A 19,951-nucleotide genomic window follows, 5' to 3' on the forward strand; every position below is an offset into this window, starting at 1 on the left:
TGGGAATACGAAGCATGCTTCGCTTTTCCAATCCGGCCCAAACGGCCGCGCATGCATGGACGGAGACCCTGATGGCTGAACCCGCCGGCTACGATATCCTCCTCAAGGGCGGACATGTCATCTGCCCCGCCAACGGCATCGACGGCATCCGCGACGTGGCGGTGCGCGATGGGCGCATCGCGGCCGTCGAGGAGACAATCCTCCCCTCCAGCGCCACCGAGACCATCGATGTCTCCGGCAAGCTGGTGCTGCCGGGCATGATCGACACGCACGGCCACGTCTATCAATATGTCACCGGCCGCTTCGGCCTGAACCCGGACATGGTGGGCGTGCATTCCGGCGTCACCACCGTGATCGACCAGGGCGGCCCCTCCTGCATGACGCTGCCGGGCTTCCGCAAGTTCATCGCCGAGCCCTCCGAGACGCGCATCTACGCGTTCCTCTCCGCCTATCTCGTGGGCGGCCTCGAAGGCCATTACTATCCCAACCTCTACAGCCCGGACTGCGTGGACATCGAAGCCACCGTGCGCTCCGCCATCGCCAATCGCGACCTCGTGCGCGGCATCAAGGGGCATGCGGAGATCGGCGGCTTCGCCCGCTGGGGCATCAAGGTGATGGAGATGGCGGCGGAGATCGCCCGCCGTGCGGAAGTGCCGCTTTACGTCCACTTCGGCACCCTCTGGGGCCTGCCGGAGAGCGGCGCCAACGGCGAGGACGCCGACACCATCCTGGAGCGCGTCATCCCCCTGCTGAAGGAAGGCGACGTGCTCGCCCATCCCTTCACCCGTCATCCCGGCGGCTTTGTGAACCAGCAGGGCGAAGTCCACCATGTCATCCAGGCGGCGCTCGATCGTGGCCTGAAGGTGGACGTGGGCCATGGCAGCCACTTCTCCTATCGCCTCGCGAAGAAGGCCATCGCCGCCGGCGTCGTGCCGCACACGCTGGGCGCCGACATGCACGGCTACAACACCCATGTCCCCGCCCCCGCCGGCACGCCGGAGGAGCACTATGACGACGAGAACCACCCCTTCAAGGGCCAGGCCCGCTTCAGCCTCACCCAGGCCATGAGCTCCATGATGGCGCTCGGCCTGTCGCTGCAGGACGTGGTGCCCATGGTCACCATCAACCCGGCGAAGATGATCGGCCTCACCGACCGGGTGGGCTCGCTCACGGTGGGCTACGCCGCCGACATCTCGGTGCTGGACGACAATCGCGGCCGCTTCCTGCTGCGCGACAACGAGGACACCAAGGTGGTGGCCGAGCGGCTGCTCACCCCCGCCTTCTGCCTGCGCGCCGGCAAGAAGTTCGACGCCGACGCCGTCATCCTGCCCCGGGCGGTGGCGGCGTGAGCCCGGCATCCGCAGCCGTTCGGCAGGCCCCGCAAGAGGTCTGGGACACCCTGTCCCAGGCCGAGCGGGATGCCGCCTACAACAACAATGCCGCGGTGAAGGACAGCGCGGCATGGGTCGAGGCGCGCGACAAGGCGGCCCCGCTCTTCCGCGCCGCCACGCCCGCCCATCTGGACATTCCCTACGGCTCCGGCGCGCGGCAGAAGCTGGACATCTATCCCGGAAAGCCGGGCGCGCCCTGCCTCGTCTTCATCCATGGCGGCTATTGGCAGCGCAACACGCGCGAGGTCTTCGCCCATTATGCGGAGGGCCTCCTCGCCCACGGCTGGTCCGTGGCGATGCCGAGCTACACGCTGGCACCTGAGGCGCGCCTCGGCGCGATCGTCGCCGAGATGGGCGCGGCGCTCGACCTCATCGCGAAGGACGGCGCGCTGTATGGCCTCACCGGCCCGGTGGTTGTCTCCGGCTGGTCCGCTGGCGCGCAGCTGGCGGTGATGCAGCTGGACCATCCCGCCGTCGCCGCCGGCCTCGCCATCTCCGGCGTCTATGAGCTGGCGCCGCTGCGCGACACCTTCCTGAATGCCGCGCTGGATCTCTCGGACGCGGAAATCGCGGCCTGCTCGCCGCTGCGCCATGCGCCGTCGCCGAAGCCGCTGGCCATCGCCTACGGCACGGCGGAAGTGCCCGCGCTGGTGCATGATTCCCGCGCGCTGGCGGCAAAGCGGGTGGCCGCCCACGCGCCCGGCGCCCTTCTGCCCATCCTCGGCGCCGACCATTTCTCCATCCTCGACGAATTGCGCCGCCCCGACGGCCTTCTGGTGCGCGCCGCGCTCGACCTGATGGCGGGAGCGCACGCATGAGCGAGCCTGGCACTAAAGAGGGCGTCGGCGCCCGGCTTCCCCGCAAGGAAGACGAGCGGCTGATGCGCGGGCGCGGCCAGTTCATCGCCGATATCCGCCTCGCCGGGATGCAGGATGTCGCCTTCGTGCGCAGCCCGCTGGCCCATGCGCGCATCCACGCCATCCATGTGCCTGATGATCTGAAGGGCCGCGTCTTCACCGCCGCCGATCTCGACGGGGTGAAGCCCATCCGCGCCGTCTCCGGCCTGCCCGGCTTCAAGGTGTCGGAGCAGCCCGTGCTCGCCACCGGCAAGGTGCGGCAGGTGGGCGAGCTCATCGCCATGTGCGTCGCCGACACCCGCGCCGAGGCCGAGGACATGGCCGCGCGGGTAGAACTCGACCTGGAAGAGCTGCCCGCCCTCCACGACATGCTGGAAGCCCGCAAGCCCGGGGCGGCGCTGGTGCACGAGCATTGGGGCGACAACGTCTTTCTCGAAAGCCTCGTGAACATCAACATCGAGGCCGCCTTCGACGCGCCGGTCAAGATCTCGCGCACCATCTCCACCGCCCGCCAGTGCATGGCGCCCATCGAGGGGCGCGGCACGGTGGTGCATTTCGATCACCGCTCCGACCAGCTGGTGGTGCACACCGCCAGCCAGATGCCGCACATCGTGCGCTCGGGCCTCTCCGAATGCCTCGGGCTGGAAGAGGGGCAGGTCCGCATCATCTCCCCGGACGTGGGCGGCGGCTTCGGCTACAAGGCCATTCTGCTCAGCGAGGACGTCTGCCTTGGCTGGCTCGCACGCAAGATCGGCCGGCCCGTGCGCTGGCTGGAGGATCGCCGCGAGCATTTGACCGCCAGCGCCAATTGCCGCGAGCACCATTACGAGATCACGCTCTATGCCGAGCGCGACGGCACGCTGCGCGGCATCGATTGTGAGGCGAGCGTGGATAGCGGCGCCTATTCCGCCTATCCCTTCTCTGCGTGCCTCGAAGCCGCGCAGGTGGCGAGCATCCTGCCCGGCCCCTACGACTTCCCCGCCTATCGCTGCCGCACCTGGTCGGTGGCCACCAACAAGTGCCCGATCCTGCCCTATCGCGGCGTGGCACGCACCGGCGTGTGCTTCGCGCTGGAAGTGGCGCTGGATGCGCTGGCGGCCGAACTCGGCCTCGCCCCGGAAGTGGTTCGGCTGAAGAACCTCGTGCGGCCGGAGCAGATGCCGTTCGACAACATCACCAACAAGCATTTCGACAGCGGCGATTATCCCGAGGCGCTGCGGCAGGCGCTGGACGCCATCAAGGCCGATGCGGTGCGCACGCGCCAGCAGGCGGGGGAGCCGGACGGCCGCCGCATCGGCCTTGGCCTCTCCATCTATTGCGAGCAGGCAGCGCACGGCACCTCGGTTTATTCGGGCTGGGGCATTCCCATGGTGCCCGGCCACGAGCAGGCCGGCGCGCGCCTGACCCCGGACGGCGGGCTGGAACTGCGCATCGGCGCCCATTCCCACGGCCAGGGGCTGGAGACGACGCTGGCGCAGGTCGCCCACGAAATCCTCGGAATGCCCGTCGCCCGCACCCGCCTTGTTCATGGCGACACGGCCATGACGCCCTATTCCACCGGCAGCTGGGGCTCGCGGGTGATGGTGATGGCCGGCGGCGCCGTGGCGACCGCCTGCACCGAGCTTGCCGAGCGCATCCGCCGCATCGGCGCGCACATGCTCCAGGCGCGGCCCGAGGATGTGCGGCTCGAAGGCGGCCGCGTGGTCGGTCCGTCCGGCGACGTGACCATCCAGCAGGTGGCGCACACCTGGTATCGCCGCCCGCAGGACCTGCCGGCGGACGTGGACCCGCACGGCCTCGAAGTCACCGCCGGCTACAAGCCGGTGCGCGACAGCGGCACCTTCAGCTACGCGGCCCATGCGGTGGTCGTCGCGGTGGACCCGGACCTCGGCGAGGTGGAGATCCTCGATTACGCCATCGTGGAAGACGGCGGCACGCTGGTGAACCCCATGGTGGTGGACGGCCAGATCATCGGCGGCCTCGCCCAGGGCATCGGCACCGCGCTCTATGAGGAGATGGCGTTCGACGCCTCCGGCCAGCCGCTGGCCTCGACGCTGGCGGATTATCTCCTGCCCGGCGCGCCGGAAGTGCCCATGCCCTTCATCGGCCACATGGAAACGCCCTCGCCCTATACCAAGTTCGGCGTGAAGGGCATCGGCGAGGGCGGGGCCATCGCGCCGCCCGCCGCCATCGCCAACGCCATCAACGACGCGCTCCGGCCCCTCGGCGCCGAAATGCTGCGCTCCCCCGTGACGCCCCGGCGCATCGTGGAGCAGGTGCTGGCGGTGCGCGCCGGCGAAAGGAGCGCGGCATGAAGCCCGCCCCCTTCCGCATCGAGCGCCCGCACACCATCGCCGACGCCGTCGCGCTGCTCGTCTCCGGCGGGGACGGCGCGAAGGTGATGGCCGGCGGCCAGTCCCTCGGCCCCATGCTCAATCTGCGCCTCGCCACGCCCGACCTGATCGTCGATCTCTCCGGCATCGACGCCCTTCGCACCGTGCGCGAAGAGGCCGGGCACAGGGTCTATGGCGCCCTCGTCACCCACGCCGATGTGGAGGACAGCCGCGCCCCGGACGTGGGCCCAAATATCTTGCGCCGCGTGGCCGGTGGCATCGCCTATCGCGCGGTGCGAAATCGCGGCACCATCGGCGGCAGCCTATCCCACGCCGATCCCGCCGCCGACTGGGTGAATGCCTTGTCCGTGCTCGGTGCCGAGGTGGAGATCGCCGGGCCGGCGGGCACGCGCCGCCTCGCCATGGGCGCCTTCCTCGCCGGGGCGCTCGCCACCGCGCTGGCGCCAGGCGAAATCCTCGTTTCCGTGCGGGTGCCCAAGGTGCCCGCCACCGCGCGCTTCGGCTATGTGAAGCACTGCCGCAAGGTGGGCGAATTCGCCCACGCCATCGGTGCCGTGCTGATCGATTCCGCCGCCGGCACCGGCCGCGCGCTGATGGGCGCCATCGACGCGCCGCCTCTCGTCTTCGCTGATGCCGCGCCGCTGTTTGGCGGCCGCATCGATGCCGGCTTCTCCACGCGCTTCGACGCCTCCACCGCCGACGCGGCCCTTACCGCAGCCGGCATGACGGACGCGGTGGACCGCCATGTCCACGTCGAAGTGCTGCGCCGCGCCGTCGCCCAGGCCGCCAGCCTCTTCACCGACACGCGGAGCGCCGCATGACCGCTTCGCCAAGGCCCGAGACCCTCGCCATGGGCGCGTCCCGCATGATCTCGCTGACCCTCAACGGCCGCCCCGTGACGGCCGAGGCCGAGGGGCGCACCAACCTCGCCGATTTCGTGCGCGACACGCTGAACCTCACCGGCACCCATCTCGGCTGCGAGCACGGCGTGTGCGGCGCCTGCACCATCCTCGTGGATGGCGAGCCGGCCCGCGCCTGCCTTTCCTTCGCCGGTGCCTGCCAGGGGGCGGATGTCGTCACCATCGAGGGGTTGGATGATGATCCCGTCACCGCCGAGCTGCGCGCCGCCTTCAATCGCGAGCACGCGCTCCAGTGCGGCTTCTGCACGCCGGGCATGCTGGTGTCCGCGCGCGACCTCGTGCTGCGCCTGCCCGAGGCGGACGAGACGCGCATCCGGCTCGGCCTCGCCGGCAATCTCTGCCGCTGCACCGGCTATGCGGGCATCGTGAAGGCGGTGGCCTCCGTCATCGCCGCCCGGCGGGCGCAGGGCATCGGCCCCATGACCACCGAGCGCCGCCTCGGCCCGGTGGGCGCGCGGACGGGCGGCGCGGTTTCCGCCGCGCTGCCAGCGAGCGTTGCCATCACGGCGGGGCCGTCCTCCGTCACCACCTCCCTCGCCGAGGATTTCACCCCCGCCCACAGCTTCGAGCAGAGCTTCGAGGTGCCCTTCCCGCCGGCCGAGGTGTTCGCTTTCTTCGGCCACATCGAGGAAGTGGCGGCCTGCCTGCCCGGCGCGGTCATCGATGCCATGCCCTCGCCGGACAACGTGCAGGGCGGCATGCGGGTGAAGCTCGGCCCCATCGCCACCACCTTCCGCGGCGGCGCCCGCATCGGCCGCGACGAGGCGATGAAGAGCGGCACCATCCATGGCGCGGGCGCCGACGGGCGTTCGCGCACGGAAGGCATCATCCGCTATCGCGTCACGGACGGGGCGGCGCCCGGCTCCTCCCGCGTCGCGCTGGATGTGGGCTACACGCTGAAGGGGCCGCTTGCCCAGTTCGGCCGGCCGGGACTCGTGCGCGAGGTGGCGGGGCGGCTCATCGCCGAATTCGCGGCGAACCTCGAAGCCCGCCTTTCCGGCACCGCGCCGCCGCCCGTAGAGGCGCGCGGCCTCGACCCGCTCAAGCTTCTCTTCTCGCTCGTTTCCGATCGCCTCGGCCGCCTGTGGCGCCGTGGCGGCCCCTCCTCTTGACCCTGACTGCCCTTCGAGACTGGAGACCATCCATGATGATGTCACGCCGGACTACCCTCGCCGCCCTCGCCTTCAGCCTCATGGCCGGCACGGCCTTCGCCGCCGACACCATCAAGATCGGCGTCAACGAGCCCCTCACCGGCGCCTTCGCGGCCTCCGGCACCTATGTGGTGAACGGCGCCAAGATCGCCGCCGACGAGATCAACGCCAAGGGCGGCATCCTCGGCAAGAAGGTCGAGCTGGTCATCGAAGACAACAAGAGCAACCCGACCGAAGCCGCCTCGGTGGCGGAAAAGCTCATCACCTCCGACAAGGTGCCGGTGCTGATGGGCGCCTGGGGCTCCTCGCTCACCCTCGCCACCATGCCGAAGCTGGAGGAATATTCCGTGCCGATGCTGGTGGAGACCTCCTCCTCCGGCAAGATCACCACCTCCGGCAACCCCTTCATCTTCCGCATCTCGCCCCCGTCGGCGGTCGAGGCGGAAGCGTTCGAGCCCAGCGTCAAGAAGCTCGGCCTGAAGAAGGTGGACTTCCTCGTCATCAACAACGACTGGGGCCGTGGCGCCGCCGTCGACTTCTCCAAGATGCTGAAGGCCAACGGCGTCGAGGTCGGCCTCGTGGAGACCATGGACCAGTCGGCACAGGACATGAGCGCCCAGCTCGCCAAGCTGAAGGCCTCCGACGCCGACACCATCATGGTGACGAGCGCGGTGGACCAGCTCACCCTCCTGTTCAAGCAGATGGCGGCGCTGGGCCTGAAGAAGCGCGTCATCACCACCGGCGGCTCGCAGAATCCGGACCAGATCATCGCCCAGGCCGGCGCGGCGGCAGACGGCACCATGCACCTCACGACCTTCCTGCCCTGGTGGCCGGAAAAGACCCCGAACCCCGAGGCCACCGCCTATTTCCTCAACGAGTGGAAGAAGCGCGGCTTCGACTTCGCCGGTGCCACCGAGAGCTTCCGTGGCTATGACGGCATCCGCACGGTGGCGGCGGCCATCGCTGCCGGCGGCGGCACCGATCCCGCCTCCATCCAGAAGGGCTTCTGGAAGGTGGACTTCATGGGCCTCAACGGCCCCATCAAGTTCCAGAAGAGCGGCCCGGCGGGCAAGGAAAGCGGCCAGTCCAAGCCCAACGTCTACATCATCGAGATTTCCGGCGGGAAGGTGAACCAGGTTCAGCTCGGCGGCTGATCCGGTTCTACTCAAATTCCTCCGCCCTTGGGCGGCGCTTCAGGTGGGGGACGGCTCGGGCCGCCCCCCACCCTGCCCCGAACGCCAGACCGGACAGGCCAGATGGACCAATTGCTGCAACACATCTTCAACGCGCTGGTGCTCGGCGGCACCTATGCGCTCCTGGGCATCGGCCTCACCTTGATCTTCGGCATCATGAACGTGGTGAACTTCACCCACGGCGCGCTCTACACCTTCGGCGGCTACGCCATGTATCTGGCCGCCGTGGCGCTGGGACTGAACTTCTTCGTGGCGCTGCCGGTGGCCCTCGTGGCCGGTCTCGTGCTCGGCGCGCTCATCGAGTTCACCCTGCTGCGGCCACTGCGCCGCTCGGACATCGACACCACCATGCTGGTGATGATCGGCGCGGGCATCATCATGCAGTCCGGCACGCTCTGGATCTTCGGCGGCGTCGCCAAGGCCGTGCCCACGCCCTTCCCGGCGCAGCCGCTCACCTTCGGCCCGGTGTCGCTCTCCTACGTGAATTTGTTCGTGCTGTGCGCGGCGGTGGCGCTCATCGCCATCACCTACTTCACCATCAACGGCACCAAGCTCGGCCGCGCCATGCGCTGCACCTTCCAGGACCATGACACGGCGTCGCTGATGGGCGTCAATGTCTCGCTCATCTACACAGCCACCTTCGCCATCGGCTCGGCGCTGGCATCGGCGGCGGGCGCGCTGCTCGGGCCGGTCTATGTGGTGACGCCGCAGATGGGCGACCTCGCGGCGGTGAAGGCCTTCGCCATCGTCATCCTCGGCGGCCTCGGCTCCATCTCGGGCGCCACCATCGGCGGCTTCATCCTCGCCTTCGCGGAGGAGCTGGGCGCCGGCTACATCTCCTCGGGATATCGCGACGCCATGGGCTTCCTCATCATCATCGCGGTTCTGCTGGTGAAGCCCACCGGCCTGTTCGCGCGTGCGGAGCGGATCGGATGACGCGCCTCATCGCCCCCCTGTTCCTGGTCGTCTTCGCCCTGCTGCCGCTGGGCCTCACCGACCCCTATCTGCTCAATGCCCTCATCATCACGGGCATCCTCACCATCTGCGCCATGAGCCTCAACCTGCTGCTGGGCTTCACCGGACAGCTCAGCCTCGGGCATGTGGCCTTCTTCGGCATCGGCGCCTATGTCAGCGCGCTCACGGCGCTTGGCTTCGACGTGAGCCTGCCCTTCGGCATGCGCGTCACCCACGAGGGTGGCTCGCCGCTCCTCGGCTTCGTACTCGCCATCGTGCTCACCGGGCTGTGCGGCTACCTCATCGGGCGGCTGTCGTTCCGGGTGCGCGGTGCCTACTTCGTCATCGTCACCATCTCGTTCGCCGAGGTGGTGCGGCTGGTGGCGCTGAACTGGGTGGAGCTGACGCAGGGCCCCCTCGCCCTCACTGCCATTCCCAACATGGTGCTGCCGGTACCCAGCCTCGGCGACGTGGCGCTGCGCTCCAAGATGCAGAACTATTATCTGGTGCTGGCGGTTGGGGTGGCGAGCTATCTCCTCATCGCGCGCCTCGTGGCCTCGCGCTTCGGCCGGGCCATGCGGGGGCTGAAGGAGAATGAGTCCCTCGCGCTCTCCCTCGGCATCAACGCCACGCGGACGCTCACCATCGCCGCCACCGTCTCGGCCGCCATGGCGGGGGCGGCGGGCAGCCTTTATGCCCACTACATCCGCATCATCGATCCGGACGTGTTCCTGTTCTCCTACACCGTCACCATGGTCATCATGGTGGTGTCCGGCGGCAAGGGCACGCTGGCGGGGCCGCTGGTGGGCGGCATCATCTTCGGGCTGCTGCCGGTGGCGCTGCGCCCGGTGATGGCGCCGGAAGCGCAGTGGATCGTCTACGGCGCCATCCTCATCGCCATCCTGTTCCTGATGCCGCGCGGCATCGTGCCGGCGCTGGAAGGCCTTGCCGAGCGCATCGCGGCCCGCAGGAAGGCCAGTGACAAGCCATCCGACGCGATGCCTGCCAAGATGGGAGCGAACCCATGAGCACCACCCATGGCAACGCCATCCTGAATGTCGAGCACGTGGGCATGAAGTTCGGCGGCCTCACGGCCATCGCCGACCTGCATTTCGACGTCCATGAAGGCGAGATCCTGAGCCTCATCGGCCCCAACGGCGCCGGCAAGACCACCGCCTTCAACATCATGACCGGCTTTCTGAAGCCGACGCAGGGCCGGGTGCTGTTCCGTGGCCGCGACCTCTCGCAGACCCGGCCGAACGAGATCGCCCGCCTGGGCCTTGCCCGCACCTTCCAGCGCACCAGCGTGTTCGCCGACGACAGCGTGCGCGACAACGTGCTCATCGGCCTGCACCGCCACGGCGAGGACACGCGCTCGGGAATCCTCCTCGACCGTCTCTTCCCCACCCCCGCCGCGCGGCGGGCAGAGAATACGGTGCGCGAGCGGGCAGACGCCATCATCGACATGGTGGGCCTCACCGCCCGCGCCGGCGACAAGGCGGGCTCCCTCTCCTATGGCGAGCAGCGCCTCGTCGGCTTCGCGCTCGCGCTCGCCGTGGAGCCGAAGATGCTGCTGCTGGACGAGCCGGTGTCCGGGATGAATGCCTCTGAAACGCAGGGCTTCGTGCGCCTCATCCGCAAGGTGCGGGACGAAGGCGTCACCATCCTTCTCGTGGAGCACGACATGCCCATGGTGATGGAGGTGTCTGACCGCATCGTCTGCCTCAATTACGGGCGGCTGATCGCGGAAGGCCCACCCGAGGCCATCCGAACGGACCCGAAGGTCATCGAAGCCTATCTCGGCAAGAGCGCCGCGAAGCTGGAGCAGCGGGAGGTGGCCCATGCTTGAGATTTCCGATCTCGTTTGCGGCTATGGGCAGGTCGCCGCGCTGCGGGGCATTTCGCTGACCGTGGGCGAAGGACAGTTGGTGGCGCTGGTCGGCGCCAACGGCGCGGGCAAGTCCACCACGCTGCGCACCATCTCCGGCCTCGTCCCGGCCCGCGCCGGCTCCATCCGCCTTCAGGGTGACGACGTGACCCGGGCCGGGCCGCAGAAGATGCTGAAGCTCGGTGTCGCCCACTGCCCGGAAGGCCGGCGGGTGTTCCCGCACATGAGCGTTTCCGAAAACCTCGCCATGGGCGCCTATCTGCGCGCCAGCGATGCCGGCCTGAAGGCCGACTACGAGCGCATCTACACGAGCTTTCCCCGCCTCGCCGAGCGGCGCCACCAGATGGCCGGCACCCTTTCCGGCGGCGAGCAGCAGATGCTGGCCATCGGCCGCGCGCTCATGTCGAGGCCCCGTCTCGTCCTGTTCGACGAGCCTTCGCTCGGGCTCGCGCCGAACATCGTGGAGCAGATGTTCGCCATCATCGGCTCCATCCGCGATGCCGGCACCACCGTGCTCCTCGTGGAGCAGAACGCGTTCGCCGCGCTGGAACTGTGCGACTACGCCTATCTGCTGGAGGCCGGACGCATCGTGATGTCCGGCAAGGGCGCGGACCTCATCGACGATCCCCACGTGCGGGCGGCCTACCTCGGCAGCTGAGGCGTCTTCCCCGGCCCCGCCGGCCGGGCAGATCAATCCTGGAGCAGCGGGCTTCGCGCAGCCAGCTGGCCGGCGTCCTCGAGCCGCGCGGCGGCGGCCCTGAAAAGGGGCGCCAGCCGCTCCGCCCATTGCCGCTGACCGTCCGGGCGGGCGACCAGATCCTGCCGGATCTCGATGCCCACATGGGGAATGCCGCGCCGCTCGCCGTGCTCCGGAATGGTCCAGTCCGTCTCCTCGCTCACCGCGTAGGGCTCGTTGTCTCCCACGGTGAGCGTGGCATCGGCGCGCAGCAGCGGAAGCAGTGCCTGCGCGAGGCGGCTGTCGCGGTGGTGAAGCAGGCCCGCGTGCCACGGCCGCACGAAGCCGGCGAAGACCGGCGTGAAACTGTGCATGGCGATCAGGAGGACCGGCGCGCCCGCGGCCTGCCGCCGATCGAGTTCAGCGGCGATGCGCGCGTGATACGGCAGGAAGATTTCACTCTCGCGCACCAGGCGATCCGCCGCGCCGACCCCCTGGTTGCCGGGAACGGGCGTCGCGTCGCTTTCCACCGGGATGGACTGCGCGGCGCCCAGCGGCCTGTTGCAATCGATCAACAGGCGAGAATAGTTCTGTTGAATGAGCGTGGCATCGAGTAATTCTGAAAGCGCGTGGCAGACGCTGGCGATGCCGATGTCCCAGGCGATGTGACGCTCGCGGTCCACCGCCGAGAGGCCAAGCGTTCCGACAGAGCGGGGAAGCCTGTTTCCCGCGTGATCCGCAACGAGAAGGAACGCGGAACGGCCTTCGGGATTTAATACCGTGACTGGCGGCATGTCGCCGGCCGTCAACAGGGAAACAGGCGCGCTCACGTCAGAACCTTTCCGGCACGGGCCATGCATCTGACGCGACAGCCCCGGGGCTGCGCGCACCATAACCGATCCGCGGGCCATGTCCGCACAGAGCTGAGGCCCATATGCTGATCCACGCCGGCTACGAAATTACTTACGGCTGCCCGCAGCCGACGCCCATGATTCTCACCCTGAGCGTCCACCCCTCGCGGTTCGACGATCTCGTGAACCCGGACCGGGTGATGTTCGACCCGCCGATTCTCGCCAACACCTATCACGACAGCTTCGGCAATTTCTGCCATGTCATCCAGGCGCCCGCCGGCGGCCTCACCATGCGCACGAACTTCACGATTCGCGACAGCGGCCTGCCGGACGACGTGGCTCCCTCCGCCCCACAGCATCCCCTCGGCGAACTGCCCGTGGGCGTGCTCCTCTTCCTTCTGGGCAGCCGCTATTGCGAGACGGATCGCCTGAGCGCGTTCGCCTGGTCGAAGTTCGGGCACTTGCCCAAGGGCTGGCCGCTGGTGCAGGCCATCTGCGATTTCGTCCACAACCACATCGCGTTCGACTATGCCCACGCGAGCCCGCTGAAGACCGCCTTCGACGCCTTCACGAGCAAGGAAGGCGTCTGCCGCGACTTTGCCCATCTCGCCATCACCCTGTGCCGCTGCATGAACATTCCGGCCCGCTACTGCACCGGCTATCTCGGCGACATCGGCGTCCCGGCCGATCCGGCGCCGATGGATTTCAGCGCGTGGTTCGAGGTCTATCTCGGCGGACGGTGGTATACGTTCGACGCCCGGCACAACACCCCGCGCATTGGCCGCATCCTGATGGCCCGGGGACGGGACGCGACCGATGTCGCGCTCGTGACATCCTTCGGCCCCGCGACGCTCACGTCGTTCAAGGTGGTTACGCACGAGGCTGCGGCGGCCGCATAGGTGATGGCGGACGAAGCCCATCGCTTTGGTGGCCCGTCCCCTCTACACTCACCCCACACCGGCCAAGGCCGGCCTCCGGGCAAACGGCCAGACAGCTGGCCGGGGAACCGGGATGATCTTCAGATTGGATATCTTTTGCAGGTTCTCGTCAGAGACAACAACGTTGAGCAGGCCCTCAAGGTTCTCAAGAAGCGCATGCAGCGGGAGGGCATTTTCCGCGAGATGAAGCAGCGCAAGGCCTATGAAAAGCCCTCGGAACGCAAGGCGCGCGAGCATGACGAGGCGGTGCGTCGGCACCGCAAGGCGGCGCGCAAGAAGGCGCAGTATGAAGGCCTGATCGCCGCCCCCAAGCGCCGCGCCAGGCCCACGGCCGGCCGAGGCCCGGCAACCGGCGCCGCGCCCTCTTTTACCGCCCGGTGATTCCCGCGGTGGGTCGGGGCCCGGGCCCCGGCCACCCGCCACCAGTTACCGCTGCTCAGTAGAACGGCCGGGCGAGGCTGGCCGAGGCGAGGCGTTTGCCATCCGCGTCGAGGGCCTCGACGGTCCATGTGTAGATACCGCCGACACAGGGCGACCTGTAGGACACGGCGCCCCGCGGGACAGCGCCCTGCTTGGGGAGTTGCACATCCGCTCCGCCCAGTTCCCGGCCGCTCGGCCCCAGCAGCGCGAAACGCAGTCTGGCGGTGCCCGCCGGCACGTTGCCCAACTGGAACTCCGGGCTGTTCGGCCGCGGCACGCACATGGTGGTTCCGAGCCAGGTGAAATCGAGCGTCATGTCCGGAGCGCTCGCCGCGGCGGAGGAGATGCCTGCTGAGATGAGGCAAGCGAGGGCATACGTCTTTTTCATGACAGCTCCATCAGCTTCCGCTTCGAAGCCGCAATGATCCTAGCATAGATGGGCGAGGGGACCGCCCGAAAACTACGGGGCTGATTCTTTCGTCTCGACGAGAATTGATCGCGCCCGCGCGTAAAACCGTGCTACAGAGGGCCCATGAACACTAAATTTGACGCTGACGGCCTCGTTGAGTTCGTCGCAGGCTTCCGATCCCCGCAAGGGCGGTTCAGGATCGTTCGCATCATGCCCGATGACAAAGGCGAGCCGAGCTATCGCGTAAAAGGCGAGCACGAGGCGTTCGAGCGGATCGCGCGCGAATCCGAACTGCGCCGACCCGGCGAAATATAGGCGGTATATGGAGCGGCACGGATAAAAAAACCGGGCCTTGCTATCAACACAATAGCCTCCTATGTTGTGTTTGTCTGAATTTGACGGCTGATTTTCTGGCGCCACAGAGTGCCTGACGATACCTCCCTTCAATTTCTAACTTTTGTTCAGCTCGATCACTCGGGCTGTGCACCCACGCGCGATTGAAAGGAAATCGTCATGAATATCGGTACTGTGAAGTGGTTCAACGCCACCAAGGGCTTCGGCTTCATCCAGCCCGACAACGGCGGCGCGGATGTGTTCGTGCATATCTCGGCCGTCGAGCGCGCCGGAATGCAGGGCCTCGCCGAAGGCCAGAAGCTCCAGTTCGACGTCGTCCGTGACAACAAGTCCGGAAAGAACTCGGCCGGAAACCTCCAGGCCGCGTGACATTACTCTAGCGGACCACGGATGTACTGGCCGCTGGACTGATGCACATACAGCTCTGAAAAGCCCCGCCCTTACCGGCGGGGTTTTTTATTTCATTTTTCAGTTCGCTTATCTTATCTCTGCGGCTTTGATCTCGGATGTGGTATTGTGATTCATGACTCCGATCACACCACATCAGAATACGCTTTCCAGCGCCGAGAGCCGCCGCCAGCTGGATGAATCCATCGAGCGGGCCATGGATCGCTACAGGACCGACTTCGAGGCGATGCGCGAGAACAGCGCGCGTCTGCGCGCCGTGCGTGAGGCGCGCGATCGGGAGGCCGCGGCCATTCCCGCCACCAAGACCGGCAAAAAGACGACTGCAAAGCGCCGTATCAAAGCCTGACCCGGAAGCCGCGATGAGTGCCCCGATGAAGGCCGTTCGCGTCGGCCGGCGGCCCGCCCGCATGGCGATGGCACAATTGCCACACCTCACGCCGCGATAGCCGGTTTCCGCCCCTTAGACACAGGCGAAACGGCGCAAATGCTGCGTCTTCGGCGGATGGCTGCCCTGCGGGATTGAGGCTGGCGCTTGCCAGAGACGCCGCTTGGCGGCAAAGTCCCCGCCGAAATGTGCTCAAGCGTTGCGACAGTCGCGGCATCCGCGTCGCGCGACGGGCAGAAGGGACACTTAGAGATTACCATGACCGATGACGTTGCCATGTCCGGGGCCCGGTCCGGCGCCCTTAGCCGCCGCTCCTTCCTCTTCGGCTCGGCCCTCGGCGTCGGCGCACTGGGTCTCGCCGGCTGCTCGTCCGACGTGATGAGCCTCGCCGAAGCACAGAAGATCTACCCGGCAATGCCGAACGAGAAGTTCCCGATCCCCGCGCCGGACATCAGCAAGGTCAACCCCAAGTACTACCGCCGCACCGTCGCCTACGAGAGCAATGAGGCGCCCGGCACAATCATCGTCGACCCGAGCAATTATTACGTCTACCGCATCGAGGGCGAGGGCAAGGCCACCCGCTACGGCGCGAATGTGGGCCGCGCCGGCTTCCTGTGGAGCGGCGATGCCTATGTCGGGCGCAAGGGCGAGTGGGCGGTGTGGACGCCCCCCAAGGAGATGATCAAGCGCCAGCCCGAGGCGGGCAAATGGGCCAACGGCATGCCCGGCGGCCTCGATAACCCCCTGGGAGCCCGCACGCTGTATCTCTACCAGAACGGTCAGTACACGCTCTACACCATCTATGCGAGCAGCGACCCAGAGTCGATCGGCTCCGGCATCACCAGCGGCTGCGTCGGCCTGCTCAGCCAGGACATGATCGATCTTTATGACAAGACGCCGGTGAAGACCAAGGTCGTCGTCCTGCCGGCCTGAGCCAGCTGGCGTTGCCGTTCGCGTTGTTCGTGCGGATCGGCCGCGGCGCGTGAAGGTGGCTTTTCGAGGCCTGAAGACGACCTCGATGCAGCCGTCCGTCGTCTTTCCGCCCGCGCGGCGATCAGCTGGCGAAGCTGGCCGCCGCGAGCCCAAGTACCAGCAGGCCTGCCGCGACGAGCGCCCAGGTGCCCCAGTTCGGCGGCGCGTTGGCGTGGGCGCGGTTGTCCTCCTCGCTTTGGGGCCGATACAGCTCGCCGAGGCTGGGGTCACCGTCGGCGATCCGGTCGCCCGTCTCCGGCGGCCGCCAGTCCTGCTGCGGCGCGTGGCCGCCGGCCTCGTCGTCCGTCCCCAGCGGAGCGGCGGCGAAATCGGGGCCGCGCACCTTGTCGCGGTTCTGGCCGGTGTCGGTGGCGTGGCGGGTTCTCTCGGCGTCGGATCCCTCTTGTGCCATGGCTGCGCTCCTTTCGCTCTTGCCTGTCTCGCAAAGGAAAGTGCCCTGCCCCGGCAGACGTTCCAGCCCGCCTCCCATGCGCGCGATGGACAAAGCCGCAATTGCATTGAACAGCGCGTCCCGTCAGGACGAGAGCACGCGCCGATCTGATTGCACCGCAATCAGATCGGATAACGCGTTCTCTATCATTAAGTTAGAAGGCGATTAACCGATCAAATTGGTTCAATTTGATCGGATCGCGCTCTAGGTCTTGGCCGGGGCCGCGGCGCTGTCGGTCCGTCGATCGGGGGTTTCGATGCTGTTCCTCAATCCTGTCGAGCGTCTGGTCGCCGAGGTTCACTACCGGCTCGACGAGAAGTGGCGGAAGAAGGGCCGCACCGCCTGGTCGGACCCCAACCGCGCCAATGCCGAGGTGGACAGCTTCCTGGAAGGCCCCTCGTTCGACCGCGACGGCAACCTCTTCTTCGTCGACATCCCCTTCGGCCGCGTGTTCCGGTTAACGCCCGGCGGCGATTGCGATCTGGTCTGCGAATACGACGGCTGGCCGAATGGGCTGAAGATCCACAGGGACGGCCGCATCTTCATCTGCGACCACAAAGCGGGCCTGATGCTGCTCGATCCCCGGACGGGGACCATCGCGCCGCTCCTCGCCTCGCGCAACAGCGAGGCCTGGAAGGGCCTGAACGACCTCGTCTTTGCCGCCGACGGCACGCTCTACTTCACCGATCAGGGCCAGACCGGCATGCACGACCCCACCGGCCGCGTCTACCGGCTCGATGTCGGCGGGAAGCTCGACATGCTGCTGGGCAACGTGCCGAGCCCGAACGGCCTCGTGCTCGACATAACCGAGAGCCGCCTCTACCTCGCCGTGACGCGCCAGAACGCCGTCTGGCGCTGCCCCATCATGACGGACGGCACCCTCTCCAAGGTCGGCACCTATATCCAGCTCTCCGGCGGCCATGGCGGCCCGGACGGCATGGCGCTGGACGAGGAAGACGGGCTCATCGTCTGCCAGCTCGGCGTCGGCGTGTGGCGTTTCGATTCCCTCGGCATGCCCACGCACCTCATCACCGGCCGCGTCGGGCGGACCCTTACCAACATCGCCTTTGGCGGCAAGGACAACAAAACCCTGTTCATCACAGAATCCGACACGGGCACGATCCTGAAGGTGGACATGCCGGCGGCCGGCAAGACGATGTATTCCCACACGTGAACGGGATGAACTGAAACGCCGGCAACCCTGCTAAAAGCCACTGCATTGGTGAGCCAGATTCAGTAATCGTTGTGTTTTTCGCGTTACCGGCCTCGCGCCGCTTTCGGCATCATCGCGCGCTTAAAAGATCAAAGCACGATGAGGAGACGAACGTTGAGCGGCCAAGCCCCTGCCATCCCTGGCGATATCGTCCTTTCCGGACCCGATGGCGTGTCCCTTTCCACGGCACTCCCGCTCATGGCGCATGCCATCCGCTTTCTGGCGGTGGATGCCATTCTCGCGGCGGGCGAAGGCCATCAGGGCGTTCCCCTCGGCATGGCCGAGATCGCGACGGTGCTCTACAGCCGACACCTGAAATTCGATCCCGCCGACCCCACCTGGCCGGACCGGGACCGCGTGGTGCTCTCCAACGGGCACGGCTCCACTTTGCTCTATGCGCTGCTGCACCTCACTGGCTATCACCACATCTCGCTGGATGCAGTGAAGAGCTTCCGTGAACTCGGTTCAACCTGCGCCGGCCATCCCGAATACGAGCCGGCCGCCGGTATCGAGACCACCACCGGCCCGCTCGGGCAGGGCATCGCAAATGCGCTGGGCATGGCCATCGCCGAAGCCCATCTCAACGCCCGCTTCGGCGATGATCTGATCGACCATCGCACCTGGGCCTTCGTCGGCGACGGCTGCCTGCAGGAGGGCGTGGGGCAGGAGGTGATCCAGCTCGCCGGCCACCTGAAGCTCGGCAAGCTCACCTTCTTCTGGGACGACAATTCCATCACCGACGACGGCTCCACCGAGCTCTCCATCTCCGAGAACGTGGCTGAACGCTTCCGCGTCGCCGGCTGGCATGTGGTGGAGATCGACGGCCACGACATCGCGGCGGTGGACGCCGCCATAAGCGCCGCCAAGGCCGATCCCCGGCCCTCCATGATCGCCTGCAAGACCACCATCGCCCGTGGCATCCCGCGCCTTGAAGGCCAGCGCGGCGGCCATTCCGGCAAGCTCTTCCCCGAGGATCGCGCCGCCATGGCCGCCCGCTTCGGCTGGACCGGCGGCAGCTTCGACATTCCCGCCGACATTGGCGCGGCCTGGCGCGCCACGAGCAGGCCCGGCGCGGACGCGCGGGCCGCCTGGCGTCAGCGGCTCGCCGCCACCGGCAATGCGGTGCAGGATGAGTTCCACCGCACCATCGCCGGCACCCTTCCTGCCGGCGCGCGCGAGGCCATCCACGCCTACAAGGCGAAGGCGGCGGCCGAGGCGAAGGCGGACTTTTCCATCGCCACCTCCGGCGACATCGCAGGCTCGCTCTACGAGGTGCTGCCCGACATCATGACCGCCTGCGCGGACCTGGAAGCCCCCACCAACCACAAGCGCCAGCTCGCCGCCTTCACCGCGAAGGACCGCGCCGGCCGCTACATCCATTGCGGCGTGCGCGAGCATGCCATGGGCTCCCTCGCCAACGGCATGGCCGCGCACGGCGGCGTCATCCCGCTGGCGGTCACCTACCTGCCGTTCTCGGATTACGAGCGCCCGGCCCTGCGCATGGCGGCGCTCATGGGTCTGCCGGTGAAGTTCGTGTTCAGCCACGATTCCATCGGCATCGGCAAGAACGGGCCGACCCACCAGCCGGTGGAGATCATCGCCTCGCTGCGCGCCATGCCGAACATGATGGTGCTGCGCCCGTGCGACGCCATCGAGGCGGCCGAGGCGTGGGAGATCGCGCTGGAGCATCGCACCGGCCCGGTGGCGCTCGTGTTCGCGCGCCAGTCGCTGCCGGCCCTGCGTCACGATGGCGGCGCGGAGAACCGCTCGGCCCGCGGCGCCTATGTCCTTCAGGAGGCCGAGGGCGGCCCGCGCCGCGTCACCCTCATCTCCACTGGCTCGGAAGTTCAGATCGCCGTGGAAGCCCGCGCGCAGTTGCAGGCCGAGGGCATTCCCACAGCGGTGGTCTCCATGCCTTGCTGGAGCCTCTTTGAGGCTCAGGATGCCGCTTACCGCAAGGCGGTGCTTGGCGCGGGCGCCGTGCGGGTCGCCGTCGAGGCGGCGGTGAAGTTCGGCTGGGAACGCTGGATCGGCGAGGAGGGCGGCTTCGTCGGCATGACGGGCTTCGGAGCCTCCGGCCCGGCTGATGCGTTGTACCGGCACTTCGGCATCACCGCCGAGGCCGTGGCCGAGGCCGCGCGCGTGCGGCTCTGAGCCTGTCGCGAC

At 67.7% G+C, this 19,951-nt stretch carries 20 protein-coding genes; 17 read left to right on the forward strand and 3 right to left on the reverse strand.

The window, feature by feature from the left end; translation table 11 throughout:
- Positions 1–71: 71 nt before the first annotated feature.
- The 10 genes from J2126_RS04520 (at position 72) to J2126_RS04565 (ending at position 11,366) form a co-directional block, all read left to right on the forward strand.
- Complete coding sequence (locus J2126_RS04520; protein ID WP_209484366.1) at positions 72–1,349, forward strand: amidohydrolase/deacetylase family metallohydrolase; 1,278 nt, start codon at positions 72–74, stop codon at positions 1,347–1,349.
- Positions 1,346–2,209 carry an alpha/beta hydrolase gene (locus J2126_RS04525; protein ID WP_209484368.1) on the forward strand — a complete coding sequence of 288 codons (864 nt, stop codon included), beginning with the start codon at positions 1,346–1,348 and terminating at the stop codon, positions 2,207–2,209. The genes J2126_RS04520 and J2126_RS04525 overlap by 4 nt, the downstream gene beginning before the upstream one ends.
- Complete coding sequence (locus J2126_RS04530) at positions 2,206–4,563, forward strand: xanthine dehydrogenase family protein molybdopterin-binding subunit (protein WP_209484370.1); 2,358 nt, start codon at positions 2,206–2,208, stop codon at positions 4,561–4,563. The genes J2126_RS04525 and J2126_RS04530 overlap by 4 nt, the downstream gene beginning before the upstream one ends.
- Positions 4,560–5,423, forward strand: coding sequence for an FAD binding domain-containing protein (locus tag J2126_RS04535; protein ID WP_209484372.1), 864 nt, complete (start codon positions 4,560–4,562; stop codon positions 5,421–5,423). Before J2126_RS04530 ends, J2126_RS04535 begins: the two co-directional genes overlap by 4 nt.
- A complete protein-coding gene (locus tag J2126_RS04540; protein WP_209484374.1) occupies positions 5,420–6,634 on the forward strand; it encodes a xanthine dehydrogenase family Fe-S subunit in 1,215 nt (404 codons plus the stop codon). The genes J2126_RS04535 and J2126_RS04540 overlap by 4 nt, the downstream gene beginning before the upstream one ends.
- 38 nt (positions 6,635–6,672) lie before the next feature.
- Entirely contained in the window at positions 6,673–7,827 is a 1,155-nt protein-coding gene (locus J2126_RS04545; RefSeq protein ID WP_394028248.1) for an ABC transporter substrate-binding protein, read from the forward strand.
- Between the two features lie 102 nt (positions 7,828–7,929).
- Positions 7,930–8,802 (forward strand): branched-chain amino acid ABC transporter permease, encoded by an 873-nt coding sequence (locus J2126_RS04550; RefSeq protein WP_209484376.1) that lies wholly within the window; start codon positions 7,930–7,932, stop codon positions 8,800–8,802.
- A complete protein-coding gene (locus J2126_RS04555) occupies positions 8,799–9,848 on the forward strand; it encodes a branched-chain amino acid ABC transporter permease (protein ID WP_209484378.1) in 1,050 nt (349 codons plus the stop codon). The genes J2126_RS04550 and J2126_RS04555 overlap by 4 nt, the downstream gene beginning before the upstream one ends.
- Positions 9,845–10,669 carry an ABC transporter ATP-binding protein gene (locus J2126_RS04560; protein ID WP_209484380.1) on the forward strand — a complete coding sequence of 275 codons (825 nt, stop codon included), beginning with the start codon at positions 9,845–9,847 and terminating at the stop codon, positions 10,667–10,669. The genes J2126_RS04555 and J2126_RS04560 overlap by 4 nt, the downstream gene beginning before the upstream one ends.
- Positions 10,662–11,366, forward strand: a complete 705-nt coding sequence (locus J2126_RS04565) for an ABC transporter ATP-binding protein (protein ID WP_169123013.1) — start codon at positions 10,662–10,664, stop codon at positions 11,364–11,366. Before J2126_RS04560 ends, J2126_RS04565 begins: the two co-directional genes overlap by 8 nt.
- Positions 11,367–11,398: 32 nt before the next feature.
- Here the strand turns inward: J2126_RS04565 and J2126_RS04570 are convergent, their stop codons facing one another.
- Positions 11,399–12,244, reverse strand: coding sequence for an N-formylglutamate amidohydrolase (locus tag J2126_RS04570; RefSeq protein ID WP_209489845.1), 846 nt, complete (start codon positions 12,242–12,244; stop codon positions 11,399–11,401).
- Positions 12,245–12,318: 74 nt separating this feature from the next.
- Between J2126_RS04570 and J2126_RS04575 the strand changes: the two genes are divergently transcribed.
- Together J2126_RS04575 and rpsU are read left to right on the forward strand one after the other, a co-directional pair.
- A complete protein-coding gene (locus J2126_RS04575; RefSeq protein WP_209484382.1) occupies positions 12,319–13,134 on the forward strand; it encodes a transglutaminase-like domain-containing protein in 816 nt (271 codons plus the stop codon).
- 135 nt (positions 13,135–13,269) lie between these two features.
- On the forward strand, positions 13,270–13,554 hold the full coding sequence (gene rpsU / locus J2126_RS04580) for a 30S ribosomal protein S21 (RefSeq protein ID WP_209484384.1): 285 nt from the start codon (positions 13,270–13,272) through the stop codon (positions 13,552–13,554).
- A 55-nt stretch (positions 13,555–13,609) separates the two neighbouring features.
- On the opposite strand, the gene J2126_RS04585 is transcribed toward rpsU, so the two are convergent.
- A complete protein-coding gene (locus J2126_RS04585) occupies positions 13,610–13,981 on the reverse strand; it encodes a hypothetical protein (RefSeq protein ID WP_209484386.1) in 372 nt (123 codons plus the stop codon).
- Positions 13,982–14,515: 534 nt separating this feature from the next.
- On the opposite strand from J2126_RS04585, the gene J2126_RS04590 reads away from it, so the two are divergent.
- The 3 genes from J2126_RS04590 to J2126_RS04600 all read left to right on the forward strand — a co-directional run bounded on the left by J2126_RS04590 (position 14,516) and on the right by J2126_RS04600 (position 16,082).
- Complete coding sequence (locus tag J2126_RS04590; RefSeq protein WP_209484388.1) at positions 14,516–14,725, forward strand: cold-shock protein; 210 nt, start codon at positions 14,516–14,518, stop codon at positions 14,723–14,725.
- Positions 14,726–14,879: 154 nt separating this feature from the next.
- Positions 14,880–15,110 (forward strand): hypothetical protein, encoded by a 231-nt coding sequence (locus tag J2126_RS04595; protein ID WP_209484390.1) that lies wholly within the window; start codon positions 14,880–14,882, stop codon positions 15,108–15,110.
- Positions 15,111–15,407: 297 nt separating this feature from the next.
- On the forward strand, positions 15,408–16,082 hold the full coding sequence (locus tag J2126_RS04600) for a L,D-transpeptidase family protein (protein WP_209484392.1): 675 nt from the start codon (positions 15,408–15,410) through the stop codon (positions 16,080–16,082).
- A 121-nt stretch (positions 16,083–16,203) separates the two neighbouring features.
- On the opposite strand, the gene J2126_RS04605 is transcribed toward J2126_RS04600, so the two are convergent.
- Entirely contained in the window at positions 16,204–16,533 is a 330-nt protein-coding gene (locus J2126_RS04605) for a hypothetical protein (protein WP_209484394.1), read from the reverse strand.
- A gap of 295 nt (positions 16,534–16,828) precedes the next feature.
- Between J2126_RS04605 and J2126_RS04610 the strand changes: the two genes are divergently transcribed.
- Positions 16,829–17,746: an SMP-30/gluconolactonase/LRE family protein gene (locus J2126_RS04610; protein WP_209484396.1), complete on the forward strand. Its 918-nt coding sequence runs from the start codon at positions 16,829–16,831 to the stop codon at positions 17,744–17,746.
- Positions 17,747–17,983: 237 nt separating this feature from the next.
- A complete protein-coding gene (gene tkt / locus J2126_RS04615) occupies positions 17,984–19,939 on the forward strand; it encodes a transketolase (protein WP_209489847.1) in 1,956 nt (651 codons plus the stop codon).
- Positions 19,940–19,951: the final 12 nt, after the last annotated feature.

The organism is Xanthobacter flavus (assembly GCF_017875275.1).
Taxonomy (GTDB): Bacteria; Pseudomonadota; Alphaproteobacteria; order Rhizobiales; family Xanthobacteraceae; genus Xanthobacter; species Xanthobacter flavus_A.

Bases quoted from the DNA above. Each gene is read 5' to 3' on its own strand.
- J2126_RS04530 (WP_209484370.1), top strand. From the start codon at position 2,206: ATGAGCGAGCCTGGCACTAAAGAGGGCGTCGGCGCCCGGCTTCCCCGC.
- J2126_RS04575 (WP_209484382.1), top strand. From the start codon at position 12,319: ATGCTGATCCACGCCGGCTACGAAATTACTTACGGCTGCCCGCAGCCG.
- J2126_RS04570 (WP_209489845.1), bottom strand. From the start codon at position 12,244: ATGCATGGCCCGTGCCGGAAAGGTTCTGACGTGAGCGCGCCTGTTTCC.
- J2126_RS04565 (WP_169123013.1), top strand. From the start codon at position 10,662: ATGCTTGAGATTTCCGATCTCGTTTGCGGCTATGGGCAGGTCGCCGCG.
- tkt (WP_209489847.1), top strand. From the start codon at position 17,984: ATGGCGCATGCCATCCGCTTTCTGGCGGTGGATGCCATTCTCGCGGCG.
- J2126_RS04545 (WP_394028248.1), top strand. From the start codon at position 6,673: ATGTCACGCCGGACTACCCTCGCCGCCCTCGCCTTCAGCCTCATGGCC.
- J2126_RS04585 (WP_209484386.1), bottom strand. From the start codon at position 13,981: ATGAAAAAGACGTATGCCCTCGCTTGCCTCATCTCAGCAGGCATCTCC.
- J2126_RS04600 (WP_209484392.1), top strand. From the start codon at position 15,408: ATGACCGATGACGTTGCCATGTCCGGGGCCCGGTCCGGCGCCCTTAGC.
- J2126_RS04610 (WP_209484396.1), top strand. From the start codon at position 16,829: ATGCTGTTCCTCAATCCTGTCGAGCGTCTGGTCGCCGAGGTTCACTAC.
- J2126_RS04555 (WP_209484378.1), top strand. From the start codon at position 8,799: ATGACGCGCCTCATCGCCCCCCTGTTCCTGGTCGTCTTCGCCCTGCTG.
- J2126_RS04605 (WP_209484394.1), bottom strand. From the start codon at position 16,533: ATGGCACAAGAGGGATCCGACGCCGAGAGAACCCGCCACGCCACCGAC.
- J2126_RS04540 (WP_209484374.1), top strand. From the start codon at position 5,420: ATGACCGCTTCGCCAAGGCCCGAGACCCTCGCCATGGGCGCGTCCCGC.
- J2126_RS04550 (WP_209484376.1), top strand. From the start codon at position 7,930: ATGGACCAATTGCTGCAACACATCTTCAACGCGCTGGTGCTCGGCGGC.
- J2126_RS04560 (WP_209484380.1), top strand. From the start codon at position 9,845: ATGAGCACCACCCATGGCAACGCCATCCTGAATGTCGAGCACGTGGGC.
- J2126_RS04590 (WP_209484388.1), top strand. From the start codon at position 14,516: ATGAATATCGGTACTGTGAAGTGGTTCAACGCCACCAAGGGCTTCGGC.
- J2126_RS04535 (WP_209484372.1), top strand. From the start codon at position 4,560: ATGAAGCCCGCCCCCTTCCGCATCGAGCGCCCGCACACCATCGCCGAC.
- J2126_RS04520 (WP_209484366.1), top strand. From the start codon at position 72: ATGGCTGAACCCGCCGGCTACGATATCCTCCTCAAGGGCGGACATGTC.
- J2126_RS04595 (WP_209484390.1), top strand. From the start codon at position 14,880: ATGACTCCGATCACACCACATCAGAATACGCTTTCCAGCGCCGAGAGC.